Source organism: Thiobacillus sp. (assembly GCF_013693775.1).
GTDB lineage: Bacteria > Pseudomonadota > Gammaproteobacteria > Burkholderiales > Thiobacillaceae > Thiobacillus.
Map to the genome: position 1 here is coordinate 1810066 of NZ_CP059257.1, position 22603 is coordinate 1832668.

27 protein-coding genes and 7 pseudogenes are annotated in these 22603 nt (G+C 59.6%); all 34 read right to left on the reverse strand.

Annotation, left to right across the window (positions count from 1 at the left end; all coding sequences use genetic code 11):
- Window positions 1-61: 61 nt before the first annotated feature.
- Entirely contained in the window at window positions 62-451 is a 390-nt protein-coding gene (rplQ, locus tag HZY77_RS08920) for a 50S ribosomal protein L17 (protein ID WP_296636237.1), read from the reverse strand.
- A gap of 84 nt (window positions 452-535) precedes the next feature.
- Window positions 536-1516, reverse strand: a complete 981-nt coding sequence (gene rpoA, locus HZY77_RS08925) for a DNA-directed RNA polymerase subunit alpha (RefSeq protein ID WP_296813958.1) — start codon at window positions 1514-1516, stop codon at window positions 536-538.
- Between the two features lie 29 nt (window positions 1517-1545).
- The gene (rpsD, locus tag HZY77_RS08930) at window positions 1546-2175 is read right to left on the reverse strand and encodes a 30S ribosomal protein S4 (RefSeq protein ID WP_296813960.1); all 630 of its coding nucleotides are present in this window, start codon (window positions 2173-2175) and stop codon (window positions 1546-1548) included.
- A gap of 35 nt (window positions 2176-2210) precedes the next feature.
- Window positions 2211-2582 (reverse strand): annotated as a pseudogene (gene rpsK, locus HZY77_RS08935) (30S ribosomal protein S11); the annotation flags it as partial.
- A gap of 9 nt (window positions 2583-2591) precedes the next feature.
- Window positions 2592-2948 carry a 30S ribosomal protein S13 gene (rpsM, locus tag HZY77_RS08940; RefSeq protein WP_296813962.1) on the reverse strand — a complete coding sequence of 119 codons (357 nt, stop codon included), beginning with the start codon at window positions 2946-2948 and terminating at the stop codon, window positions 2592-2594.
- Between the two features lie 79 nt (window positions 2949-3027).
- Entirely contained in the window at window positions 3028-3141 is a 114-nt protein-coding gene (gene rpmJ, locus HZY77_RS08945) for a 50S ribosomal protein L36 (protein ID WP_026240735.1), read from the reverse strand.
- A gap of 42 nt (window positions 3142-3183) precedes the next feature.
- Window positions 3184-3402: a translation initiation factor IF-1 gene (gene infA / locus HZY77_RS08950; RefSeq protein WP_011310938.1), complete on the reverse strand. Its 219-nt coding sequence runs from the start codon at window positions 3400-3402 to the stop codon at window positions 3184-3186.
- Complete coding sequence (secY, locus tag HZY77_RS08955; protein ID WP_296813964.1) at window positions 3402-4715, reverse strand: preprotein translocase subunit SecY; 1314 nt, start codon at window positions 4713-4715, stop codon at window positions 3402-3404. The genes infA and secY overlap by 1 nt, the downstream gene beginning before the upstream one ends.
- Before the next feature lie 18 nt (window positions 4716-4733).
- A complete protein-coding gene (gene rplO / locus HZY77_RS08960) occupies window positions 4734-5168 on the reverse strand; it encodes a 50S ribosomal protein L15 (protein WP_296657914.1) in 435 nt (144 codons plus the stop codon).
- A complete protein-coding gene (gene rpmD / locus HZY77_RS08965; protein WP_018507851.1) occupies window positions 5169-5354 on the reverse strand; it encodes a 50S ribosomal protein L30 in 186 nt (61 codons plus the stop codon).
- A gap of 3 nt (window positions 5355-5357) precedes the next feature.
- Window positions 5358-5873: a 30S ribosomal protein S5 gene (gene rpsE / locus HZY77_RS08970; RefSeq protein ID WP_018507850.1), complete on the reverse strand. Its 516-nt coding sequence runs from the start codon at window positions 5871-5873 to the stop codon at window positions 5358-5360.
- A gap of 15 nt (window positions 5874-5888) precedes the next feature.
- Window positions 5889-6244 (reverse strand): annotated as a pseudogene (rplR, locus tag HZY77_RS08975) (50S ribosomal protein L18).
- Window positions 6245-6260: 16 nt separating this feature from the next.
- Complete coding sequence (gene rplF / locus HZY77_RS08980; protein ID WP_296813966.1) at window positions 6261-6791, reverse strand: 50S ribosomal protein L6; 531 nt, start codon at window positions 6789-6791, stop codon at window positions 6261-6263.
- Between the two features lie 12 nt (window positions 6792-6803).
- A complete protein-coding gene (rpsH, locus tag HZY77_RS08985; protein ID WP_018507847.1) occupies window positions 6804-7199 on the reverse strand; it encodes a 30S ribosomal protein S8 in 396 nt (131 codons plus the stop codon).
- 12 nt (window positions 7200-7211) lie between these two features.
- A complete protein-coding gene (gene rpsN, locus HZY77_RS08990) occupies window positions 7212-7514 on the reverse strand; it encodes a 30S ribosomal protein S14 (RefSeq protein ID WP_296813967.1) in 303 nt (100 codons plus the stop codon).
- Between the two features lie 7 nt (window positions 7515-7521).
- Window positions 7522-8061: a 50S ribosomal protein L5 gene (gene rplE / locus HZY77_RS08995; RefSeq protein ID WP_296813969.1), complete on the reverse strand. Its 540-nt coding sequence runs from the start codon at window positions 8059-8061 to the stop codon at window positions 7522-7524.
- 2 nt (window positions 8062-8063) lie between these two features.
- A pseudogene (gene rplX, locus HZY77_RS09000) lies at window positions 8064-8388 on the reverse strand (50S ribosomal protein L24).
- Between the two features lie 9 nt (window positions 8389-8397).
- On the reverse strand, window positions 8398-8766 hold the full coding sequence (gene rplN / locus HZY77_RS09005; RefSeq protein ID WP_296813971.1) for a 50S ribosomal protein L14: 369 nt from the start codon (window positions 8764-8766) through the stop codon (window positions 8398-8400).
- 166 nt (window positions 8767-8932) lie between these two features.
- A complete protein-coding gene (gene rpsQ / locus HZY77_RS09010) occupies window positions 8933-9196 on the reverse strand; it encodes a 30S ribosomal protein S17 (protein ID WP_018507842.1) in 264 nt (87 codons plus the stop codon).
- Window positions 9193-9387: a 50S ribosomal protein L29 gene (gene rpmC, locus HZY77_RS09015; RefSeq protein ID WP_018507841.1), complete on the reverse strand. Its 195-nt coding sequence runs from the start codon at window positions 9385-9387 to the stop codon at window positions 9193-9195. Before rpmC ends, rpsQ begins: the two co-directional genes overlap by 4 nt.
- 3 nt (window positions 9388-9390) lie before the next feature.
- The gene (rplP, locus tag HZY77_RS09020) at window positions 9391-9807 is read right to left on the reverse strand and encodes a 50S ribosomal protein L16 (protein WP_018507840.1); all 417 of its coding nucleotides are present in this window, start codon (window positions 9805-9807) and stop codon (window positions 9391-9393) included.
- Window positions 9791-10536: pseudogene (gene rpsC / locus HZY77_RS09025) on the reverse strand (30S ribosomal protein S3). The gene rplP and the pseudogene rpsC overlap by 17 nt, the downstream one beginning before the upstream one ends.
- Window positions 10506-10835, reverse strand: a complete 330-nt coding sequence (rplV, locus tag HZY77_RS09030; RefSeq protein ID WP_296813973.1) for a 50S ribosomal protein L22 — start codon at window positions 10833-10835, stop codon at window positions 10506-10508. The pseudogene rpsC and the gene rplV overlap by 31 nt, the downstream one beginning before the upstream one ends.
- Before the next feature lie 10 nt (window positions 10836-10845).
- A pseudogene (gene rpsS, locus HZY77_RS09035) lies at window positions 10846-11119 on the reverse strand (30S ribosomal protein S19).
- 15 nt (window positions 11120-11134) lie between these two features.
- Window positions 11135-11962: a 50S ribosomal protein L2 gene (gene rplB, locus HZY77_RS09040; protein ID WP_296813975.1), complete on the reverse strand. Its 828-nt coding sequence runs from the start codon at window positions 11960-11962 to the stop codon at window positions 11135-11137.
- A gap of 11 nt (window positions 11963-11973) precedes the next feature.
- A complete protein-coding gene (gene rplW, locus HZY77_RS09045; RefSeq protein WP_296813977.1) occupies window positions 11974-12279 on the reverse strand; it encodes a 50S ribosomal protein L23 in 306 nt (101 codons plus the stop codon).
- Window positions 12279-12895, reverse strand: a pseudogene (gene rplD / locus HZY77_RS09050) (50S ribosomal protein L4). Before rplD ends, rplW begins: the two are co-directional and overlap by 1 nt.
- Entirely contained in the window at window positions 12876-13538 is a 663-nt protein-coding gene (rplC, locus tag HZY77_RS09055) for a 50S ribosomal protein L3 (RefSeq protein ID WP_296813979.1), read from the reverse strand. The pseudogene rplD and the gene rplC overlap by 20 nt, the downstream one beginning before the upstream one ends.
- A gap of 125 nt (window positions 13539-13663) precedes the next feature.
- Window positions 13664-13972, reverse strand: a complete 309-nt coding sequence (gene rpsJ / locus HZY77_RS09060) for a 30S ribosomal protein S10 (RefSeq protein ID WP_296636924.1) — start codon at window positions 13970-13972, stop codon at window positions 13664-13666.
- A gap of 9 nt (window positions 13973-13981) precedes the next feature.
- A complete protein-coding gene (gene tuf, locus HZY77_RS09065; protein WP_296813982.1) occupies window positions 13982-15172 on the reverse strand; it encodes an elongation factor Tu in 1191 nt (396 codons plus the stop codon).
- A 3-nt stretch (window positions 15173-15175) separates the two neighbouring features.
- The gene (gene fusA, locus HZY77_RS09070; RefSeq protein ID WP_296813984.1) at window positions 15176-17290 is read right to left on the reverse strand and encodes an elongation factor G; all 2115 of its coding nucleotides are present in this window, start codon (window positions 17288-17290) and stop codon (window positions 15176-15178) included.
- 30 nt (window positions 17291-17320) lie between these two features.
- Window positions 17321-17791, reverse strand: a complete 471-nt coding sequence (gene rpsG / locus HZY77_RS09075) for a 30S ribosomal protein S7 (RefSeq protein WP_018507896.1) — start codon at window positions 17789-17791, stop codon at window positions 17321-17323.
- A gap of 65 nt (window positions 17792-17856) precedes the next feature.
- Window positions 17857-18235: pseudogene (rpsL, locus tag HZY77_RS09080) on the reverse strand (30S ribosomal protein S12).
- 165 nt (window positions 18236-18400) lie between these two features.
- A complete protein-coding gene (gene rpoC / locus HZY77_RS09085) occupies window positions 18401-22603 on the reverse strand; it encodes a DNA-directed RNA polymerase subunit beta' (protein ID WP_296813986.1) in 4203 nt (1400 codons plus the stop codon).

The following is a 22603-nucleotide window of genomic DNA, read 5'->3' on the forward strand; positions in this document are numbered from 1 at the left end:
CCGGCCCTGACATGAAAAAGCCGGGATGACCCGGCTTTTATAGCGAAATATCGGTGACGCCTTACTCGACGTCAACCGCCGCCGTATCGGTATCGGGGCGATCGACCAGTTCGACCAGTGCCATCGGTGCGTTATCACCATTCCGGAAGCCATATTTCAAAATGCGCAGATAACCACCAGGACGCGTCTTGTAACGGGGACCCAACTCACCGAACAGCTTGACGACCATGTCGCGGTCGCGCAGGCGGTCGAATGCCAGGCGGTGATTCGACAGGCTAGGCTCCTTGCCCAAGGTGATCAGCGGCTCGACGAAGCGGCGCAGCTCCTTGGCCTTCGGCAGCGTGGTCTTGATGACTTCGTGCTTCAGCAGCGACACGCTCATGTTGCGAAACATGGCCAAGCGATGGCTGGTAGTACGGTTCAGTTTGCGATTGGATTGACGATGACGCATGGCTTATTCCTTTCAGACAGTATTCTTGGGCAAGGCCGCCAGCCACGGCGACCCGCACTTTATTGTTGATTTCGGTTCAGTAAATCAGGGGCGCTCAAGTCCTGCGGGCGGCCAGTTCTCAAGTTTCATGCCCAGGGACAGCCCCTTGGAGGCCAACACATCCTTGATCTCGTTCAGCGACTTGCGGCCCAGATTGGNGGTCCGCAGCAGTTCGGTCTCGGAACGCTGGATCAGATCGCCGATGAAATAGATATTTTCGGCTTTCAGACAGTTGGCCGAACGCACGGTCAGCTCGAGATCGTCAACCGGCCGCAGCAGCAGCGGATCGACTTGCGGCGAACGCGGCGACTCGGATTCGGCCGGGGTGCCTTCCAGATCGGCAAACACCGACAGCTGGTTCACCAGGATGCGGGCGGCTGTACGCACGGCTTCTTCTGGCTCGACCACACCATTGGTTTCGATATCGATCACCAGACGGTCAAGGTCGGTACGCTGCTCAACGCGGGCACTCTCGACCGAGTAGGCGACACGGCGCACCGGGCTGAACGAGGCATCGACCAGGATCGAACCGACGGCACGGGTTTCATCTGAAACCTTGCGCGTGGTGGCCGGCTGATAACCGCGACCCGCTTCGATCTTGATTTCCATGTCCAGCTTGCCACCCTTGGTCAGGTGGGCAATCACGTGATCGGGATTCAGCACTTCGATGTCGTGGCCGACCTCGATGTCGCCCGCGGTCACGACGCCTTCACCGGCCTTGGAGACTTTCAGCAATGCCTCGGACTTGCCGTGCATTTTGAATGCGATGCCCTTGAGGTTCAGCAGGATGTCGACAACATCTTCCTGCACGCCTTCAATGGTCGAGTATTCGTGAACCACGCCGCTGATGGCGACTTCGGTCGGCGCATAGCCCACCATGGAAGACAACAGAATGCGACGCAGCGCGTTGCCGAGCGTATGGCCATAGCCACGCTCAAAAGGCTCCATAATGACCTTGGCATGCAGCGGGGAGGCGCGATCCACCTCCACAATACGCGGCTTGAGAAATTCCGTAGCGCTTTGCATAAAGTGCGTTTCCTTAAGACCGTCTCAGCTTATTTGGAGTACAACTCGACGACCAGCGACTCGTTGATCGTCGACGGCAGTTCCGAGCGTTGCGGGACCGCTTTGTAAGTGCCCTTGAGCGCCTTCGCATCGACCTCGACCCATTCAGGATAGCCGCGCGCCGCAGTCGCTTCGGCAGCTGCCTTGATACGCAGATGGGCTTTCGCCTTGTCCACCACCTCGACCACATCGCCTGCGCGAACCTGATACGACGGGATATTGACCCGGCGACCGTTCACGGTAATGCCGTTGTGGCGGACCACCTGACGCGCCTCGGTACGCGACGCGCCAAAGCCCATGCGGTAGCACACCGAATCCAGACGCGACTCGAGCATGGACAGCAGATTTTCACCAGTCACGCCCTTGCGGCTTTCCGCGCGCTTGTAGGTCAGGCGGAACTGGCCTTCGAGAACGCCGTAGATGCGGCGGATTTNTTGTTTTTCACGCAGTTGCACGCCGTAACCGGAGAGGCGTGCACCGCTCTTCTGGCCATGCTGACCAGGCGCATAGGCACGACGTTCAATCGCGCATTTGTCGGTAAAGCACTTCTCGCCCTTCAGAAAGAGCTTTTCGCCCTCACGACGGCACTGACGGCATTTGGGATCAAGATTACGAGCCATGATTTTCCCTGGAAATTAGATACGACGCTTTTGGAGGGACGGCAACCGTTATGCGGAATCGGGGTCACATCCGAGATCGCGACGATCTTGAAACCCAGCGCATTCAGCGCACGCACGGTGGATTCGCGGCCGGGGCCAGGGCCCTTGATCCGCACTTCCAGGTTCTTGACGCCGTATTCCTGCGCCATCTTGCCGGCGTTTTCGGCCGCAACCTGCGCCGCAAACGGTGTCGATTTGCGCGACCNCTTGAAGCCCGCACCACCCGCCGTCGCCCACGACAAGGCATTGCCCTGACGGTCGGTGATGGTCACGATGGTGTTGTTGAACGAGGCGTGAATATGCGCAATCCCTTCCGCGACATTCTTCTTGACCTTTTTGCGTACACGCGCTGCTGTTTTAGTAGCCATGATTAACCTTTACTTTTTGATGGCCTTGCGCGGGCCCTTGCGGGTACGCGCATTGGTACGGGTGCGCTGACCACGGACTGGCAAACCCTTGCGATGGCGGAAGCCACGGTAGCAGCCAAGATCCATCAAACGCTTGATGTTCATGGTAATTTCACGGCGCAGGTCGCCCTCGACCGTGAACTTGGCCACGCCTTCACGCAAGCGCTCCATTTCGGCTTCGGACAGGTCCTTGATTTTGGACGTACGGGCAACCCCGTCGCGTCGCANAATCTTGCCGGAGGTGGTCCGGCCGATACCGTAAATGGCGGTCAACGCAATAACCGCGTGTTGATGATTCGGGATATTAACCCCAGCAATACGAGCCATTCGCAAAGCTCCGAACGCAAAACAAAAATTATAACACGTCAACCCATCTTTGGGTCGACTCGGATACAAACTTGGCAGTTTAGCCCTGGCGCTGCTTGTGGCGCGGATCGTCACAGATCACGCGCACCACGCCCTTGCGGCGCACAACCTTGCATTTACGGCACATTTTCTTGACTGAAGCCTGCACTCTCATGGTTCTCTCCATTCATCCACCGGCAGAGACTGCCGGTTAAAATCATTTGGCCCGGAAAACAATCCGGCCTTTGGTCAAATCGTACGGCGTCAATTCCACCGTCACCTTGTCGCCCGGAAGGATGCGGATGTAATGCATGCGCATTTTTCCGGAGATATGACCTAACAACACATGACCGTTTTCCAGCTTGACTCGAAAGGTGGCGTTCGGCAGGTTCTCGATCACTTCACCCTGCATCTGAATGACATCTTCCTTAGACATCAGCGCCCCGCCAAGCTGTTCTTGAAATTGGCCTTCTTAAGCAAGCCTTCATACTGGTGCGACATGACATATGCCTGAACTTGAGCCATGAAATCCATGGTCACCACCACAATAATCAGCAGAGAGGTTCCGCCAAAGTGGAACGGAACATTCCATTTCAAAATCAGAAACTCGGGCAGCAAACACACCAACGTGATGTAAATCGCGCCCACCAGTGTCAGCCGGGTCAGGATCTTGTCGATATAACGCGCCGTCTGCTCACCCGGGCGGATACCTGGCACAAACGCACCGCTTTTCTTCAGGTTATCTGCCGTCTCCTTGGAATTGAACACAAGGGCCGTATAGAAAANACAGAAGAATATGATCGCGATTGCGTACAACAGCACGTATACCGGCTGACCGGGAGACAGGGTTGCCCCGATGTCCTTCAGCCAGCTCATGCTCTCGCCGCTCCCGAACCATCCCGCCAGCGTGGCCGGGAACAGAATGATGCTGGAAGCGAAAATCGGCGGGATCACCCCGGCCATATTCAGCTTCAGCGGCAAATGTGAACTCTGGCCACCCACAACCATTTTTCCAACCTGGCGTTTGGCATAGTTGACCAGAATCTTGCGTTGGCCGCGCTCGACAAAAACAACCAGCGCAGTCACCAGCAATACGGCGACAAACAGCATCAACACGAGCGGGATCGAATACGCACCCGTGCGCGTCAGTTCCAGCGTACCGCCAATCGCATGCGGCAAGCCCGCAGCGATCCCTGCAAAAATGATGATCGAGATGCCGTTGCCCAAGCCGCGTTCGGTCACCTGCTCGCCCAGCCACATCAGGAACATCGTACCTGCCGTCAGTGTGACCACAGTAATCGCACGAAATGCCAGACCAGGATCCAGGACGAGGCCCGCTTGCGATTCCAGTGCAATGGCGATGCCCAAGGCCTGGAATACGGCCAGGAACAAGGTTCCGTAGCGGGTGTACTGCGTAATCTTGCGCCGGCCGGCCTCACCCTCTTTTTNTAGGGCTTCCAACTGCGGCGACACGCTGGTCATCATTTGCACAATGATCGACGCCGAGATGTACGGCATGATCCCCAGCGCAAATACGCTGAAACGCGACAATGCACCGCCCGAAAACATGTTGAACATGCCCAGGATGCCGCCCTGCTGCGACTTGAACACCTGGTCGAGGACGAGCGGGTCGATGCCCGGCACCGGAATAAACGTGCCAATCCGGTAGACAATCAGGGCGCCAAGCAGAAACAGCAAGCGACGCTTGAGATCGCCGTATTTGTTCAAGCCGGTTTTGGGCGTGGCCAAAGCGGAGTCCTCGCTGACTTATTCGGCGACACTGCCGCCAGCTGCTTCGATCGCAGCGCGCGCACCTTTGGTCACTGCGATCCCGCTCAGCTTGATCGCCTTGCCGATTTCGCCGGCCAGATAAATCCGGGCGGACTTGGCGCTGGCGCTGACGATACCCGCCTGCTTCAGCACCAGCAAATCAATCTCATCCACGCCCACTGCCGCCAGTTCATACAAGCGCACGCGCGCCGTATCCGCCTTGGTCAACGAGACAAAGCCACGTTTCGGCAAACGGCGATGCATAGGCATCTGGCCGCCTTCGAATCCCACTTTGTGGAAACCGCCCGCACGGGATTTCTGGCCTTTGTGGCCGCGACCCGCGGTCTTGCCGAGGCCCGATCCAATGCCACGACCCACGCGGCGCTTGTCCTTCTTGGCACCGTCTGCCGGTTTAATATTGTTCAGTTCCATTTAAGCCTCGCACTTCACCAGATAGGCAACCTTGGTAATCATTCCGCGGTTTTCCGGCGTATCCAGCACTTCAACGGTATGGTTCATCCGACGCAGGCCCAGGCCGCGCACACAGGCGCGGTGCGGCGCCTTGGTGCCAATCAGGCTCTTGATCAGCGTCACCTTGATTTTCTTCTGCTCGCTCATGGCTTACCCCGCAATGTCTTCGACAGACTTGCCACGCTTGGCCGCGATCTCGGACGGCGTGGACATCTTCATCAAGCCGTCGATCGTGGCGCGCACGACGTTATAGGGATTGGTCGAACCCAGGCACTTGGCGAGCACGTTCTGCACACCCATGACCTCGAACACCGCACGCATCGCGCCGCCGGCGATAATGCCGGTACCTTCCGATGCCGGCTGGATCAGCACGCGCGAGGCGCCATGCTGGCCCACCACCGTATGGTGGAAAGTGCCATTCTTCAGGCTGATCTTGACCAGCTTGCGACGCGCTTCCTCCATGGCCTTCTGCACGGCAACCGGCACTTCGCGGGACTTGCCCTTGCCCATGCCGATACCGCCATCGCCGTCGCCAACCACGGTCAGCGCGGCAAAACCCATGATCCGGCCGCCCTTCACCACTTTGGTGACGCGGTTGACCGAAATCATCTTCTCGCGCAAGCCGTCGCCGCGCTCTTCGTTACTCGTAGGTGCTGTACGGGCCATCTTGATTCTGCCTCGTTAAAATGCCAAACCGCCTTCGCGGGCCGCTTCAGCCAGGGCTTTCACACGCCCGTGAAACTTGAAGCCGGCTCGGTCGAAAGCCACTTTTTCAATGCCCAAGCCCTTGGCTTTTTCGGCCAGACGCTTGCCCACAGCCGCCGCGGCGGCCACATTACCGCCATTGGCCAGCTGGCCGCGCAGTTCCTTGTCGTTCGAGGACGCGCTGGTCATGACCGTTCCGCCATCCGCCGAAATNNGATCTGGGCGTAGATGTGGCTGTTGGTGCGGTGAATTGCCAGGCGAATCGCCTTGACGGCCGCGATTTTGGCGCGGGTTTTGCGCGCTCTGCGAATCCGTGATTGCTTGGTGTTCATTATCTGTCCTTAAGCCTTACTTCTTCTTGGTCTCTTTCTTGATGACCACTTCGTCGCTATAGCGAACGCCCTTGCCCTTGTAGGGCTCCGGCGGACGGTATGCGCGCACGTCGGCGGCCACCTGCCCAACAGCCTGACGATCAATGCCCTTGATCACAATTTCAGTCTGCGTCGGGGTCTCAACCTTGATGCCAGCCGGCATCTTGTGCACGACCGGATGCGAGAAACCAAGCGTCAAATTGAGCGCATCGCCCTGGGCTTGAGCGCGATAACCGACCCCAACCAGCGTCAGCTTCTTCTCGAATCCCTTNNGGACACCTTGCACCATGTTGTTGACCAGCGCACGCAAGGTCCCCGCCATGGCATTCGCCTGAATGCTTGCGCCGACGGGCGCAAAGGTCAGCACACCCTCATTGAGCGCAACCGACACATCGGACGACATCGCCCGGCTCATGGTGCCCAGCGGGCCCTTGACGGAGATGGCGCCACCCAAGGTGACTTCGACACCTTTCGGCAACGTAATAGGATTATTGGCTACACGTGACATATCCGCTCCCTCTTACGCAACCACGCACAGAACTTCGCCACCCACGCCCTTGGCGCGCGCATGGCGATCAGTCATCACGCCGCTCGAGGTGGAGACGATTGCCACACCCAAGCCGTTCATGACACGCGGTAGGTCTTCGGCACCTTTATAGATGCGCAAACCAGGCTTGCTGACGCGCTCGATGCGCTCGATGACCGGACGGCCTGCGTAATATTTCAACTGCAACTCGAGTTCAGGCTTACCGGCCTCGCCACGAACGGCGAAATCCTCGATGTAACCTTCGTCTTTCAGCACCTTGGCAATCGCCACTTTGACCTTGGAGGAGGGCATCGTGACAGCCGCCTTTTCAACCGCCTGCGCATTGCGAATGCGGGTCAGCATGTCCGCGATGGGATCACTCATACTCATATCGTCTACCCCTTACCAGCTAGCCTTGACGATGCCCGGGATCTCGCCCCGCATCGCATATTCACGCAGCTTCCCGCGCGCCAGGCCAAACTTGCTGAACACGCCACGTGGACGGCCCGTCAATTGGCAACGGTTACGCTGCCTCACCGGGCTGGAATTACGCGGCAATTCCTGCAACGCCTTGTATGCCGCCATGCGATCTTCGTCGCTGGTCGCCACGCTGGCGATGACGGCTTTGAGCTCGGCGCGCTTGGCGGCATATTTCTTCACCATACGCGCGTTTTCTTCACGATTGATCAAGGATAACTTGGCCATGCCTACCTCAATTCTTGAACGGGAAACTGAAGGCGGCAAGCAGAGCTCGCGCTTCATCATCAGTCTTGGCGGTGGTGGTGATCGTGATGTTCATACCACGCAACGCATCGATCTTGTCGTACTCGATCTCGGGAANAATGATCTGTTCCTTGACACCCATGTTGTAGTTGCCACGGCCATCGAAGGACTTGCCCGAAATACCCCGGAAGTCGCGGATACGCGGCATGGCCACCGTAACCAGACGATCCAGGAATTCGTACATCTGCGCGCGGCGCAGGGTCACCATACAGCCGACGGGATAGTTCTCACGGATCTTGAAACCGGCAATCGACTTCTTGGACTTGGTGACGACCGGCTTCTGGCCCGCGATCTTCTGCATGTCCGCCACCGCGTGATCCATCACCTTCTTGTCAGCCACTGCCTCGCCAACCCCCATGTTCAGGGTAATCTTCTGGATGCGCGGCACTTCCATGATGGATTTATAGCCAAACTGCTCGACCAGCTTGGGCACCACCGTCTCACGATACAATTCTTGAAAACGCGCCATGATCACCCCTGAGCGTCAACCATTTCGCCATTGGACTTNGTACACCCGCACCTTGCGGCCGTCCTCCAGCATCTTGTAACCCACGCGATCCGCTTTCTGCGTGCCGACATTGAACAATGCGACATTCGAAGCCTGGATCGGCATCTCTTTCTCGACGATCCCGCCCTGGATGTTGCGCATGGGATTCGGCTTTTGATGCTTCTTGGCCCGATTCACACCCTCAACAACCACATGGCCGTCATCCAGCACACGCAGCACAGTACCGCGCTTGCCTTTGTCTTTTCCGGCCAGGACGATCACCTGATCGCTTTTACGAATTCGTGCCATGATTCCCTCTCACAGAACCTCGGGCGCAAGCGAGACGATCTTCATGAACTTCTCGGTACGCAACTCACGGGTAACCGGCCCAANAATACGGGTACCGATCGGCTCTAATTTGTTGTTCAGCAACACGGCAGCATTGCCGTCAAAGCGCACCAGCGAACCGTCGGGGCGACGAACACCCTTGGCGGTACGAACCACCACGGCGTTGTAAATATCACCCTTCTTCACGCGGCCACGCGGCGCAGCATCCTTGATGCTGACCTTGATGATGTCGCCCACACTTGCATAACGGCGATGACTGCCGCCCAGCACCTTGATGCACATGACGGAGCGCGCACCGGTGTTGTCTGCCACGTCCAATACGGACTGCATCTGAATCATTTAATTGCCTCCAACTTTATCCACCACAGAGGCGGCCAGTTTTGGAACCCGTTCGGGAGAACACCCGCATGATGCGGGATTGCTTGAGTCAGCGAACCGGGTTCAAAACCGGCTCCCCAACCGGAAAACCCGGCACTATACCGGGTTTGAGCACCTGATGCAAGCCTTATACGCGAGCGCGCTCGATCAGTTTGCTGACGGTCCACGCCTTGGTACGCGAAAGCTTGCGCGATTCCTCGATCTGAACCATGTCACCCTCGTGAAACTCGTTGTTTTCATCGTGGGCATGATACTTTTTCGACAGGCGGATCACCTTGCCGATAACCGGATGCTTCACGCGGCGCTCAACCAGAACCGTGACCGTCTTGTTCATCTTGTCGCTCACCACACGCCCCGTGAGCGTGCGCACCATCTTCTTGACTTCAGTCATGCTTGACCCGCCTTCTCGCGCATAATGGTCTTGACACGGGCAATATCGCGACGCAGCTTGCCCAAATCAGCAGTTTTGCTCGACTGCTGGGTGGCCACCTGCATACGCAATGCAAAGTGGGCGCGCAACAGCGATTCCAGTTCCTGCTTCAACTCTGCGGCATTCTTGCCGCGCATTTCTTTCGTATTCATCACTCAGCTCCCGATCATGCGGGTCACGAAGGTGGTCGCGATCGGCAGTTTGGCCGCCGCCAGGCGGAATGCCTCGCGTGCCAGCGTTTCGTTCACACCATCCATCTCGTACAAAACCTTGCCCGGCTGGATTTCAGCGACGTAATACTCAGGCGCGCCTTTACCGTTACCCATCCGCACTTCGGCCGGCTTACGGGAAATCGGCTTATCCGGGAAGATACGGATCCAGATACGACCACCACGCTTGATGTGGCGAGTCATCGCACGGCGCGCAGCTTCGATCTGGCGCGCGGTCAGACGGCCACGACCGACGGCTTTCAGGCCGAAATCGCCAAAACTCACATCGGCACCGCGGGTTGCCAAGCCGGTGTTACGGCCCTTCTGTTCCTTGCGATATTTTCTTCTAGCTGGCTGCAGCATGTTTCACTCCCGATTTCTTGCCGCGCTTTTCCTGTTCAGCGGCCGCAGGCTGTTCGCCGCGATTCAGCGNNCATCGCCCTTGTAGACCCAAACCTTGATGCCGATGATGCCGTAGGTGGTCTTCGCTTCGGCAAAGCCGTAATCGATCTCTGCACGCAGCGTATGCAGCGGCACACGGCCTTCGCGATACCACTCGGTACGGGCGATTTCCGCACCGTTCAAGCGACCCGAGCTCATGATCTTGATGCCCTGGGCACCCAGGCGCATCGCGTTCTGCATCGCGCGCTTCATGGCGCGGCGGAACATCACGCGCTTCTCCAGCTGCTGGGCGATACCGTCGGCGATGATCTGGGCATCGGTCTCCGGTTTGCGCACTTCCTCAATATTGACGTGCACAGGCACCGACATCAGGCGCGCCAGCTCGCTGCGCAGCACTTCGATATCCTCACCCTTCTTGCCGATCACCACACCGGGGCGGCCGCTGAAGATCGTGATGCGCGCATTCTTCGCCGGGCGCTCGATCAGCACCTTCGAGACCGAAGCATGGGCAAGCTTCTTCTTCAGATAGTCACGAACCTTGATGTCCTCAAGCAGGGTGCTTGAGAAGTTGCGGTTCGAACCGTACCACTTGGCCGTCCATATGCGTTGAACACCAAGACGGAACCCAATCGGATGTATTTTTGTCCCATGCCGCTTCCTTAATCGCCGACCGTCACGGTGATGTGACAGGTCGGTTTGCTAATACGGTTGCCACGGCCTTTGGCGCGGGCAGTGAAGCGCTTAAGCACCGACCCCTGGTCGACATAAATCGTCTTGACTTTCAGGGTATCGATGTCGGCACCTTCGTTGTGCTCGGCATTAGCGATCGCCGACTCGAGCACCTTCTTGATGATGCCCGCGCCTTNTTTCGGGCTGAAGGCCAGAATATTCAGCGCCTTTTCCACGCGCAGGCCGCGGATCTGGTCAGCAACCAGACGGCCTTTCTGTGCGGACAGGCGGGTACCACGCAAAATTGCAGAAACTTCCATCATGCGCTCCTTATTTCTTCGCCTTCTTGTCCGCAACGTGGCCCTTGAAGGTACGCGTCAGGGAAAACTCACCCAGCTTGTGGCCGACCATGTTTTCGGTCACGAACACCGGCACATGCTGGCGGCCGTTGTGCACCGCAATCGTCAGACCGATGAAATCGGGCAACACGGTGGAACGACGCGACCAGGTCTTGATCGGGCGCTTGTCATTGGAACCGCGAACGGCTTCAATTTTTTCAGCAGGTGCCCGTCGACGAACGGGCCTTTTTAATTGAACGTGCCATATCTTTCTACCTCAATCAGCGCGCGTGACGGCGGCGGACGATCATGTTGGAGGTGCGCTTGTTACTGCGGGTACGATACCCCTTGGTCGGCGTACCCCACGGGCTGACCGGATGACGACCCGCCGCGGTGCGACNCTCACCACCACCATGCGGGTGGTCGACCGGGTTCATCACGACACCGCGCACGGTCGGACGAACACCGCGCCAGCGCATTGCGCCGGCCTTGCCGATCGAACGCAGGCTGTGCTCTTCGTTGCCGCACTCGCCCAGAGTCGCGCGACAGTCGACGTGCACCTTGCGGATTTCACCCGAACGCAGACGCAATTGAGCGTAGCTGCCTTCGCGCGCCAGCAACTGGACCGAGGTGCCAGCGGAACGTGCGATCTGCGCGCCCTTGCCCGGCATCATTTCGACGCAGTGCACCGTGCTGCCGACCGGGATGCTGCGCAGCGGCAGGCAGTTGCCGGCCTTGATCGGCGCTTCGGCGCCGCTCACCAGCTGAGCACCCGCGGCAATGCCGCGAGGGGCAATGATGTAACGACGCTCGCCGTCCGCGTAGCACAGCAGGGCGAGGTGCGCGGAGCGGTTGGGGTCGTACTCCAAGCGCTCGACAGTTGCCGGAATGCCGTCCTTGTTGCGACGGAAATCGACCACGCGGTAATGCTGCTTGTGACCGCCGCCTTTGTGGCGAACCGTAATATGCCCGTTGTTGTTGCGGCCCGAACCGCGCTTCTTGGGCTCGAGCAGTGCAGCAACGGGTTTGCCTTTATGCAGGCCAGGTGTAACGACCTTGACGACCGCGCGGCGACCGGCAGAGGTAGGTTTGACTTTGATCAATGCCATGATTTTCTCCCTTACTGACCGGACGCGAAGTCGATGTCCTGACCCGGCTTCAGGGTGACATACGCTTTCTTCCAGTTGTCACGGCGACCCATGACACGACCGGAGCGCTTGACCTTGCCCTTGACGTTCAGCACCTGCACACCCGTCACCTCAACCTTGAACAGGCTGGCAACCGCTGCGCCGATTTCCCGCTTGGTTGCGTCGGGCAACACACGAAAAACAACCTGATTCAGTTTGTCGGCCACGCGCGTGCTCTTTTCGGAGATCACCGGCGCGAGAATGACTTTGAGCAGACGCTCCTGACTGATCGCACTCATCACACCATCTCCTCAAACTGCTTGACCGCCGCCTTGGTGATCAGCACGTTACCGAATTTGACCAGACTCCACGGATCGGCCTGATGCGGCTCGACCACGTAGACGTTCGGCAGGTTGCGCGAAGACAGCCACAGGTTGTCGTCCACGCTGTCGGCAATGATCATGACCTTGCCATAACCCATCGACTTGAGTTTGTTGGCAAGCACCTTGGTTTTGGGGGACTCGATGCCCAGGCTTTCGACAACCTTGAGCTTGCCCTCGCGCGCCAGCTGCGACAGGATGGTCGCCAAGCCGGCACGATACATCTTGCGGTTCACCTTATGGGTGAAGTTCTCGTTCGGCTTGTTCGGGAAGGTCACGCCACCCCACGCCAGATCGGGCTGGAGGTACGGCCAGAACGCGCGCGGCCGGTGCCTTTTTGGCGCCACGGCTTGTGCGTGGAAGCCGTCACCTCGGCACGCGTCTGCTGCGCGCGGTTTCCGCTGCGCGCATTGGCCTGGAACGCGGTCACCACCTGGTGCACCAGCGCTTCGTTGTAGTCGCGGCCGAAGGTTTCGTCGGAGACAGCGAGGCTGGTCACATCCTGCCCCTGCTCGTTAATGATCGTCAAATCCATCAGGCACCCCTTTCACTGCCGGGCGCACCACGACATGACCACCCTTGGAACCCGGAACGGCGCCTTTCAACAGCACCAGACCACGCTCCACATCGACACGCACAACCTCAAGGTTCTGCTTGGTGCAGGTGACCGCACCCATATGGCCGGACATGCGCTTGCCCGGGAAAACACGACNCGGATCCTGCGCCATGCCGATCGAGCCTGGCACGTTGTGCGAACGCGAGTTGCCATGGGTGGCGCGTTGCGATTTGAAGTTATGGCGCTTGATGGTGCCCGCAAAGCCCTTGCCCTGCGTCACACCTGTAACATCCACCTTCTGCCCCGCCTGAAGCACCTCGACAGAAACCGTGGCGCCCGCCTGGTATTGGGCAGCGACGTCGGCAGGCACGCGGAATTCACGCAGCAGCTCGCCCGCATCCACACCCGCCTTGGCGTAATGTCCGGCTTCCGATTTATTGACACGGCTATTGCGACGGCTGCCGTAAGCAACCTGCACAGCGGAATAACCGTCATTTTCTGGCGTGCGCACTTGCGTCACACGATTGTTTGACATTTCCAGCACCGTCACCGGAACGGACGCACCGTTCTCGGTAAAAATGCGGGTCATGCCGACCTTGCGGCCAACGAGCCCGATACTCATCTTTGTATTTCCTATCTCAAGCCGGCAGCCGAAGCTGCGGACAAGGGTTTTAGGTGCCGATTACAATTGACCGGCGACTATTGGTACAACTGAAGGGGCGGCAGTATACCCAAGCCGCCCGCTTTTTACAACTTGATTTCGACGTCCACGCCGGCAGGCAGATCCAGCTTCATCAGGGCATCGACCGTCTTGTCGGTCGGGTCCATGATGTCCATCAGGCGGCGATGGGTACGGATCTCGAACTGGTCGCGCGACGCCTTGTTGACGTGGGGCGAACGCAGCACGTCAAAACGCTCGATCGAGGTCGGCAGCGGGACCGGGCCCTTGACCACGGCGCCCGTGCGCTTGGCGGTTTCCACGATTTCGAGCGCGGACTGGTCGATCAGTTTGTAGTCAAACGCCTTCAGGCGGATGCGGATTTTCTGGTTTTGCATTATTGAGCCTTACTCTTCGATCTTGGCCACGACACCCGCACCGACGGTACGACCGCCTTCGCGGATGGCGAAACGCAGACCTTCGTCCATGGCGATCGGCTGAATCAGCGAGACTTTGATGCTGACGTTGTCGCCAGGCATCACCATCTCGGTGCCAGCCGGCAGCTCGATGCTGCCCGTGACGTCGGTGGTACGGAAATAGAACTGCGGACGGTAGCCGTTGAAGAACGGGGTGTGACGACNCCCTTCGTCCTTCGACAGCACGTAGATCTCGGCCGAGAACTTGGTGTGCGGCTTGATGGAGCCGGGCTTGGCCAGAACCTGGCCACGCTGGACTTCTTCACGCTTGGTGCCACGCAGCAGGACGCCGACGTTGTCGCCCGCCTGGCCCTGGTCGAGCAGCTTGCGGAACATTTCGACGCCGGTGCAGGTGGTCTTGACGGTGGGGACGATGCCGACGATCTCGATTTCTTCGCCAACCTTGATGACGCCGCGCTCGACACGACCGGTGACAACGGTGCCGCGACCGGAGATGGAGAAGACGTCTTCAACGGGCATCAGGAAGGGCTTGTCGATGGCGCGCTCGGGCTCGGGAATGTAGTTGTCGAGGGCGTCGGCCAGTTTCATGATGCTGGGCTCGCCGATGTCGCTCTGGTCGCCTTCGAGGGCTTTCAGGGCGGAGCCCACGATGATGGGGGTGTCGTCGCCCGGGAAGTCGTACTTGGACAGGAGTTCACGGATTTCCATTTCGACGAGCTCGAGCAGTTCGGCGTCGTCGACCATGTCGGCCTTGTTCATGTAGACGATGATGTAGGGCACGCCAACCTGACGGGCCAGCAGGATGTGCTCGCGGGTCTGGGGCATGGGGCCGTCGGCGGAGGATACGACGAGAATGGCGCCGTCCATCTGGGCAGCACCAGTAATCATGTTCTTGACGTAGTCGGCGTGACCCGGGCAGTCGACGTGGGCGTAGTGGCGCTTGGCCGTCTCGTATTCGACGTGGGCGGTGTTGATGGTGATGCCGCGCGCTTTCTCTTCGGGCGAGGAATCAATCTCATCATACTTCTTGGCAGCCCCGCCAAATTTCTTCGACAGAATGGTGGTGATCGCCGCGGTCAAGGTGGTCTTGCCGTGGTCAACGTGTCCAATGGTGCCAACGTTTACGTGCGGTTTCGTCCGCTCGAATTTTTCCTTAGCCATTTTTCAATACCCTATAAGATCAAAATTNNATTTCTTGGCAATGATCGCTTCCGCGACGCTCTTCGGCGCCTCGGAGTAGTGCTTGAACTCCATCGAGTAGGTCGCACGACCTTGCGACATCGAACGCAGATCAGTGGAGTAGCCGAACATCTCGGCCAGCGGCACCTCGGCCTTCACCAGCTTGACCCCGGCGGCATCTTCCATGCCCTGGATGATGCCACGGCGACGGTTCAGGTCACCCATGACGTCGCCCATGTAGTCTTCAGGCGTCTCTACTTCGACTGCCATCATCGGCTCCAGCAGGACCGGGCTCGCCTTGCGCATCCCGTNCCTGAAAGCCAGAATCGCTGCCAGCTTGAACGCCAGCTCAGACGAATCGACGTCATGGTAGGAGCCGTCGAACAGCGTGACCTTGACATCCACCACCGGGAAGCCGGCCAGCACGCCGTTGTTCAGCGCTTCTCTCAGGCCCTTCTCGACCGCAGGGATGAATTCGCGCGGGACCGTACCGCCCTTGATGGCATCAATGAATTCAAAGCCCTTGCCAGCCTCGTTCGGCCCCATCTTGATCCAGACGTGACCGTACTGACCCTTACCACCCGACTGCTTGGCATGCTTGCCTTCCTGCTCGACTTCCTTGCGGATCGCCTCACGGTAGGCCACCTGCGGCGCGCCAACGTTGGCCTCGACGCCGAACTCGCGCTTCATGCGATCCACCAGAATTTCGAGGTGGAGTTCGCCCATGCCCGAAATGATGGTCTGGCCGGATTCTTCATCCGTGCGCACGCGGAACGACGGGTCTTCCTGCGCCAGACGACCCAGCGCGATACCCATTTNTTCCTGGTCGGCCTTGGTTTTCGGCTCAACCGCAACGTGAATCACCGGCTCGGGGAACTCCATGCGCTCCAGCGTGATCGGGCTGGCCACATCACACAGCGTATCGCCCGTGGTCACATCCTTCAAACCCACCGCCGCCGCGATGTCGCCCGCGCGCACTTCCTTGATTTCTTCGCGCTGGTTGGCGTGCATCTGCAGGATACGGCCGATCCGCTCCTTGCGGCCCTTGACCGGGTTGTAAATCGTGTCGCCGGAATTCACCACACCGGAATAGACGCGGAAGAAAATCAACTGGCCAACATAGGGATCGGTCGCGACCTTGAATGCCAGCGCCGAGAATTTTTCGTCGTCCGCCGCACGACGCTCACCCTGCTCACCGTTGTCGAGTTCACCCTTGACAGGCGGAATATCGGTTGGCGCAGGCATCAACTCGACCACCTTGTCGAGCATGGCTTGAACGCCTTTGTTCTTGAACGCGGTACCGCACATCATCGGCACGATTTCGCTGGCAATGGTGCGCGCACGCAAACCCGCAAGGATGTCAGCCTCGGAGAGATCACCCTCTTCGAGGTACTTGTTCATCAACTCTTCGGACGACTCCGCAGCCGCCTCGACCATGGTCTCGCGCCATTTCTTGCTGACCTCAACCAGATCGGCCGGGATGTCGCGCAGGTCAAATTTCATGCCCTGGCTGGCCTCATCCCAATAGACCGCCTTCATCTTGATCAGGTCAACCACGCCCTCGAACTTGTCTTCCGCCCCGATCGGCACTTGCACCGGAACCGGGTTGGCCTTCAGGCGCGAGCGCATCTGCTCATAGACCTTGAAGAAGTCGGCGCCGGAACGATCCATCTTGTTGACGAAGGCCAGACGCGGCACGCCGTACTTGTTGGCCTGGCGCCACACGGTTTCGGACTGCGGCTGCACACCACCCACCGCACAGTAGACCATGCACGCGCCGTCCAGCACGCGCATGGAGCGCTCGACCTCGATCGTGAAGTCGACGTGCCCCGGGGTGTCGATGATGTTGATGCGATGCTCGGGGAATTTGCCATCCATCCCCTTCCAGAAGCAGGTCGTCGCAGCAGAGGTAATGGTGATGCCACGCTCCTGCTCCTGCTCCATCCAGTCCATGGTGGCCGCGCCGTCATGGACTTCGCCGATTTTGTGCGACACGCCCGTGTAGAACAGGATGCGCTCGGTGGTGGTGGTCTTGCCGGCGTCAATATGGGCCGAAATGCCGATATTGCGATAGCGCTCAATGGGAGTCGTGCGTGCCACTTTAGTTACCTGCCAATCAATACGTTGGGTTTAGAAGCGGAAATGCGAGAAGGCCTTGTTGGCCTCAGCCATACGGTGCACTTCTTCGCGCTTCTTCACTGCGCCGCCACGACCCTCGGCCGCATCCAGCAACTCGCCCGCCAGACGGGCGCCCATGGACTTTTCGCCACGCTTGCGCGCCGCATCCTTCAGCCAGCGCATGGCCAGCGCGGTACGGCGGCTCGAGCGCACCTCGACCGGGACTTGGTAGTTGGCGCCGCCGACGCGACGACTCTTCACCTCGACCAGCGGACGAGCATTATTCAGCGCCGTGCTGAACACTTCCAGCGGATCCTTGCCGGACTTGCTGGTGATCTGCTCGAAGGCGCCATAGACAATGCGCTCGGCGACCGACTTCTTGCCGCTGGACATGACGACGTTCATGAATTTCGAAACTTCCTGATTACCGAATTTCGGATCAGGCAGGATTTCACGCTTGGGGACTTCGCGACGACGGGGCATTTTCCTGTCTCTCTATCTAGTTAAGCTTGCTGGCCAATTAGGCTTTTGGGGGACACCAAGTTCAATCACGCCTTCTTGGGGCGTTTGGCGCCATACTTCGAGCGCGACTGCTTGCGATCCTTCACNGCCAGCCGTATCCAGGCTGCCGCGCACCGTGTGGTAACGCACACCCGGCAAATCCTTGACGCGGCCGCCGCGCACCAGCACAACCGAGTGCTCCTGCAGGTTATGGCCTTCACCACCGATGTAGCTGATGACCTCGAAGCCGCTGGTGAGCTTGACCTTGCACACCTTACGCAAGGCGGAGTTCGGTTTCTTGGGCGTCGTGGTGTACACGCGGGTGCACACGCCGCGGCGTTGCGGGCAGGCCTTCAAGGCCGGAACCTTGCTCTNTTCCACCGGCGCCTGGCGCGGCTTGCGGATCAGCTGGTTAATCGTTGGCATGTCAAAAATTCCGAAAAATTAAGGTGAGCGTATCGTTTGTAAAACAAGCGGGACGGCGCCAACCGCATTTTTGAACGCGGCGCCGTCCCGGGCTACAGTCCTGCGCTTCCCGGCGCACGTATGGCCGGAAAAAGACGCGTGATTCTAGGGAGAGCCCTCTCCCTGTCAAGCCACTTCCTGATTCTGGTCGGCACTGGTTTCACCGCCTTCGATCAGGTGCGCAGCGCCCAAGTCCTCCCCGGCTGCCTGGCGGCGACGGGTATTGTGGTAGGCCAGACCGCTGCCTGCCGGGATCAGACGACCGACAATCACGTTTTCCTTCAGGCCGCGCAGCTCGTCCTTCTTGCCCATGATGGCCGCTTCGGTCAGCACGCGCGTGGTTTCCTGGAAGGAGGCCGCCGAAATGAAGGAATCAGTCGACAACGACGCCTTGGTGATACCGAGCAGGATCGGATCGTAGGTGGCAGGTTCTTTGCCTGCCGCGACCATCTCGTCGTTGATCTGCAGCACTTCCGAACGCTCGATCTGCTCCCCAGGGATAAGTCCGGTCGCGCCCGGATCCACCACAGTGACGCGGCGCAGCATCTGACGCACGATGACCTCGATATGCTTGTCGTTGATCTTCACACCCTGAAGACGGTAGACGTCCTGCACCTCGTCGGTGATGTAGCGGGCCAGCGCTTCCACGCCCTGCAGGCGCAGGATGTCGTGCGGGTCAACCGGGCCGTCGACGATCATTTCGCCCTTCTGGACGATCTGGCCGTCGTGTGCGGTCACATGCTTCTCTTTCGTGATCAGGTACTCGTGCGCCACGCCGTCCATATCGGTGATGACCAAGCGCTGCTTGCCCTTGGTGTCCTTGCCGAAGGAGACGGTGCCGGTGACTTCCGCCAGCACGCCGGCATCTTTCGGCGAACGTGCCTCGAACAGCTCGGCCACGCGCGGCAGGCCGCCGGTAATGTCGCGTGTCTTCGAGGTTTCCTGCGGGATACGCGCGAGCACGTCACCCACCGCCACATCCTGGCCGTCCTTCACCGTGATGATGGAGCCGATNNCTGGAAGGTGATGTTGACTAGNGGTGTCGGTTCCCGCGATCTTGATCTCGTTGCCGGTTTCGTCCAGCAGCTTGACCTGCGGGCGCANGGCCCTGCCTGCACCGCTGGCCTTGCGCTTGGGATCGATCACCACCAGCGTGGAGAGGCCGGTGACGTCGTCGAGCTGCTTGGCCACGGTGACGCCCTCTTCGATGTTCTCGAAGCGAATCCGGCCGGCATATTCGGTGATGATCGGGCGGGTGTGCGGATCCCAGGTGGCCAGTACGGCGCCTGCCTTGATCTTGGCACCGTCGGTCACCATCAGCGTGGCCCCGTACGGTACCTTGTGGCGCTCGCGCTCGCGGCCGCTGTCGTCGGCAATAATGATCTCACCGCTGCGCGAGATCGCAACCAGTTCCTTACGCGCGTTGGTCACGTAGCGCATGGTGGCGGTGTACTGTACCGAACCGTTGGACTTCGCTTCCAACTGGCTGGCAGCGGCAGCACGCGACGCCGCGCCACCGATGTGGAAGGTCCGCATGGTGAGCTGGGTGCCCGGTTCGCCGATCGACTGGGCGGCAATCACACCGACCGCCTCGCCAGCATTGACCAGATAGCCGCGCCCCAGGTCGCGGCCGTAGCACTNGGCACACAGGCCATAGCGGGTCTCGCAGGTCAGCGGCGTACGCACCTTGACCTCGTCGATGCCCAGCGATTCGATGGTGTCGACCACGTCTTCCACCAGCAGGGTACCGGCTTCGAACACGGTTTCCTGGGTCTCGGGATGGATGATGTCGCTGGCAGCCACCCGGCCGAGAANCCGTTCGCGCAGCGCTTCAACCACTTCACCGCCCTCGACCAGCGCCTTCACGACCAGGCCGTTCTTGGTACCGCAATCGTCCTCGACCACCACCAGATCCTGCGTCACGTCGACCAGGCGACGCGTCAGGTAGCCCGAGTTCGCGGTTTTCAGTGCGGTATCGGCCAGACCCTTACGCGCGCCGTGAGTCGAGATGAAGTACTGAAGCATGTTCAGGCCTTCACGGAAGTTCGCCGTGATCGGGGTTTCGATGATGGAACCGTCCGGCTTCGCCATCAGGCCGCGCATGCCGGCCAGCTGGCGAATCTGCGCAGCGGAGCCCCGCGCGCCCGAGTCAGCCATCATGTAAATCGCGTTGAACGATTCCTGGGTGACGTCCTTGCCATTGCGATCGGCGACTTTCTCGCTTCCCAGCTGCGCCATCATGGCCTTGGCCACGGCGTCGCCGGCACGGCCCCAGATGTCGACCACTTTGTTATAGCGCTCGCCCTGCGTCACCAAACCCGAGGTGTACTGCGATTCGATCTCTTTGACCTCGGCTTCGGCCGCGCCCAGGATCTGTCCCTTCTCGTTCGGAATCAGCATGTCCTTGATGGCGATCGACATCCCTGCGCGGGTCGCGAAGGTGAAGCCGGTGTACATCAGCTTGTCGGCGAAGATCACCGTCTCGCGCAGGCCGCAGCGGCGGAAGCTGGCGTTGATCAGCTTGGAGATTTCCTTCTTCTTCAGCGCCTTGTCGACGAAGCTGAACGGCAGCCCCGGCGGCAGAATTTCCGACAGCAGCGCACGGCCGAGCGTGGTTTCCACCCGCTTGATGGTCTCGACGCGATTTTTGTTCTCGTCAAGCGTCACTTCCTTGATACGCACCGTGACGCGTGCATGCAGCGCTGCCTCACGGTTGTCGTAGGCACGGCGCGCCTCGGTGACGTCGGCAAACATCATGCCTTCGCCCTTGGCGTTGACCATTTCACGCGTCATGTAATACAGGCCGAGCACGATGTCCTGCGACGGCACGATGATGGGCTCGCCGTTGGCGGGCGACAGCACGTTGTTCGACGCCAGCATCAGGGTGCGCGCTTCGGCCTGCGCCTCCAGCGAGAGCGGCACGTGGACGGCCATCTGGTCGCCGTCGAAGTCGGCGTTGAATGCCGCGCACACCAGCGGATGCAGTTGGATCGCCTTGCCTTCGATCAGCACCGGCTCAAACGCCTGGATGCCCAGGCGATGCAGCGTCGGTGCGCGGTTCAGCATCACCGGATGCTCGCGGATGACCTCTTCCAGCAAGTCCCACACGATCGGCTCTTCGTCTTCCACCATCTTCTTGGCGGCCTTAATCGTGGTCGCCAGCCCCAGCACTTCGAGGCGGTTGAAAATGAAGGGCTTGAACAGCTCGAGCGCCATTTTCTTCGGCAGGCCGCACTGGTGCAGCTTGAGCGTCGGGCCCACCACGATGACCGAACGGCCCGAGTAGTCGACACGCTTGCCCAGCAGGTTCTGGCGGAAACGACCGCTCTTGCCCTTGATCATGTCGGCCAGCGACTTCAACGGGCGCTTGTTGGCACCGGTCATCGCCTTGCCGCGACGGCCGTTGTCGAGCAGCGAATCAACCGCTTCCTGCAGCATGCGCTTTTCGTTGCGCACGATGATTTCCGGCGCCTTCAGTTCCAGCAGCCGCTTCAAGCGGTTGTTACGGTTGATGACGCGGCGATACAGGTCGTTGAGGTCGGACGTGGCGAAGCGGCCGCCATCCAGCGGCACCAGCGGACGCAGTTCGGGCGGCAGCACCGGCAGCACTTCGAGGATCATCCATTCGGGCTTGATGCCGGACTTCTGGAAACCTTCGAGAATCTTCAGGCGCTTGGACAGCTTCTTCAGCTTGGTGTCGGAACCGGTTTTGCTTATTTCCGCGTGCAGGGTCTCCACTTCGGTATGCAGGTCGAGCGAGCGCAGCAGCTCGCGCACGCCTTCCGCACCCATCAGCGCCTTGAACTCATCGCCGTATTCTTCCAGCTTGGCGAGGTAGTCTTCCTCGGTCAGCAGCTGGCCACGATTGAGCGGCGTCATGCCGGGCTCGACCACGACAAAGCCCTCGAAGTAGAGCACGCGCTCGATGTCGCGTAGCGTCATGTCGAGCACCATGCCGAGACGGCTGGGCAGCGACTTCAGGAACCAGATGTGGGCGACGGGCGAAGCCAGTTCGATGTGGCCCATGCGCTCGCGGCGCACCTTGGACAGCGTGACTTCGACGCCGCACTTTTCGCAGATCACGCCGCGATGCTTGAGGCGCTTGTACTTGCCACACAGGCACTCGTAGTCCTTCACCGGACCGAAGATCTTGGCGCAGAACAGGCCATCGCGCTCCGGCTTGAAGGTACGGTAGTTGATGGTCTCCGGCTTCTTCACTTCGCCGTAGGACCAGGAGCGGATTTTCTCCGGCGACGCCAGGCCGATCTTGATGGCGTCGAACTCTTCCTCGTGGGTGGCCTGCTTGAAAAGATCTAACAATGCTTTCAT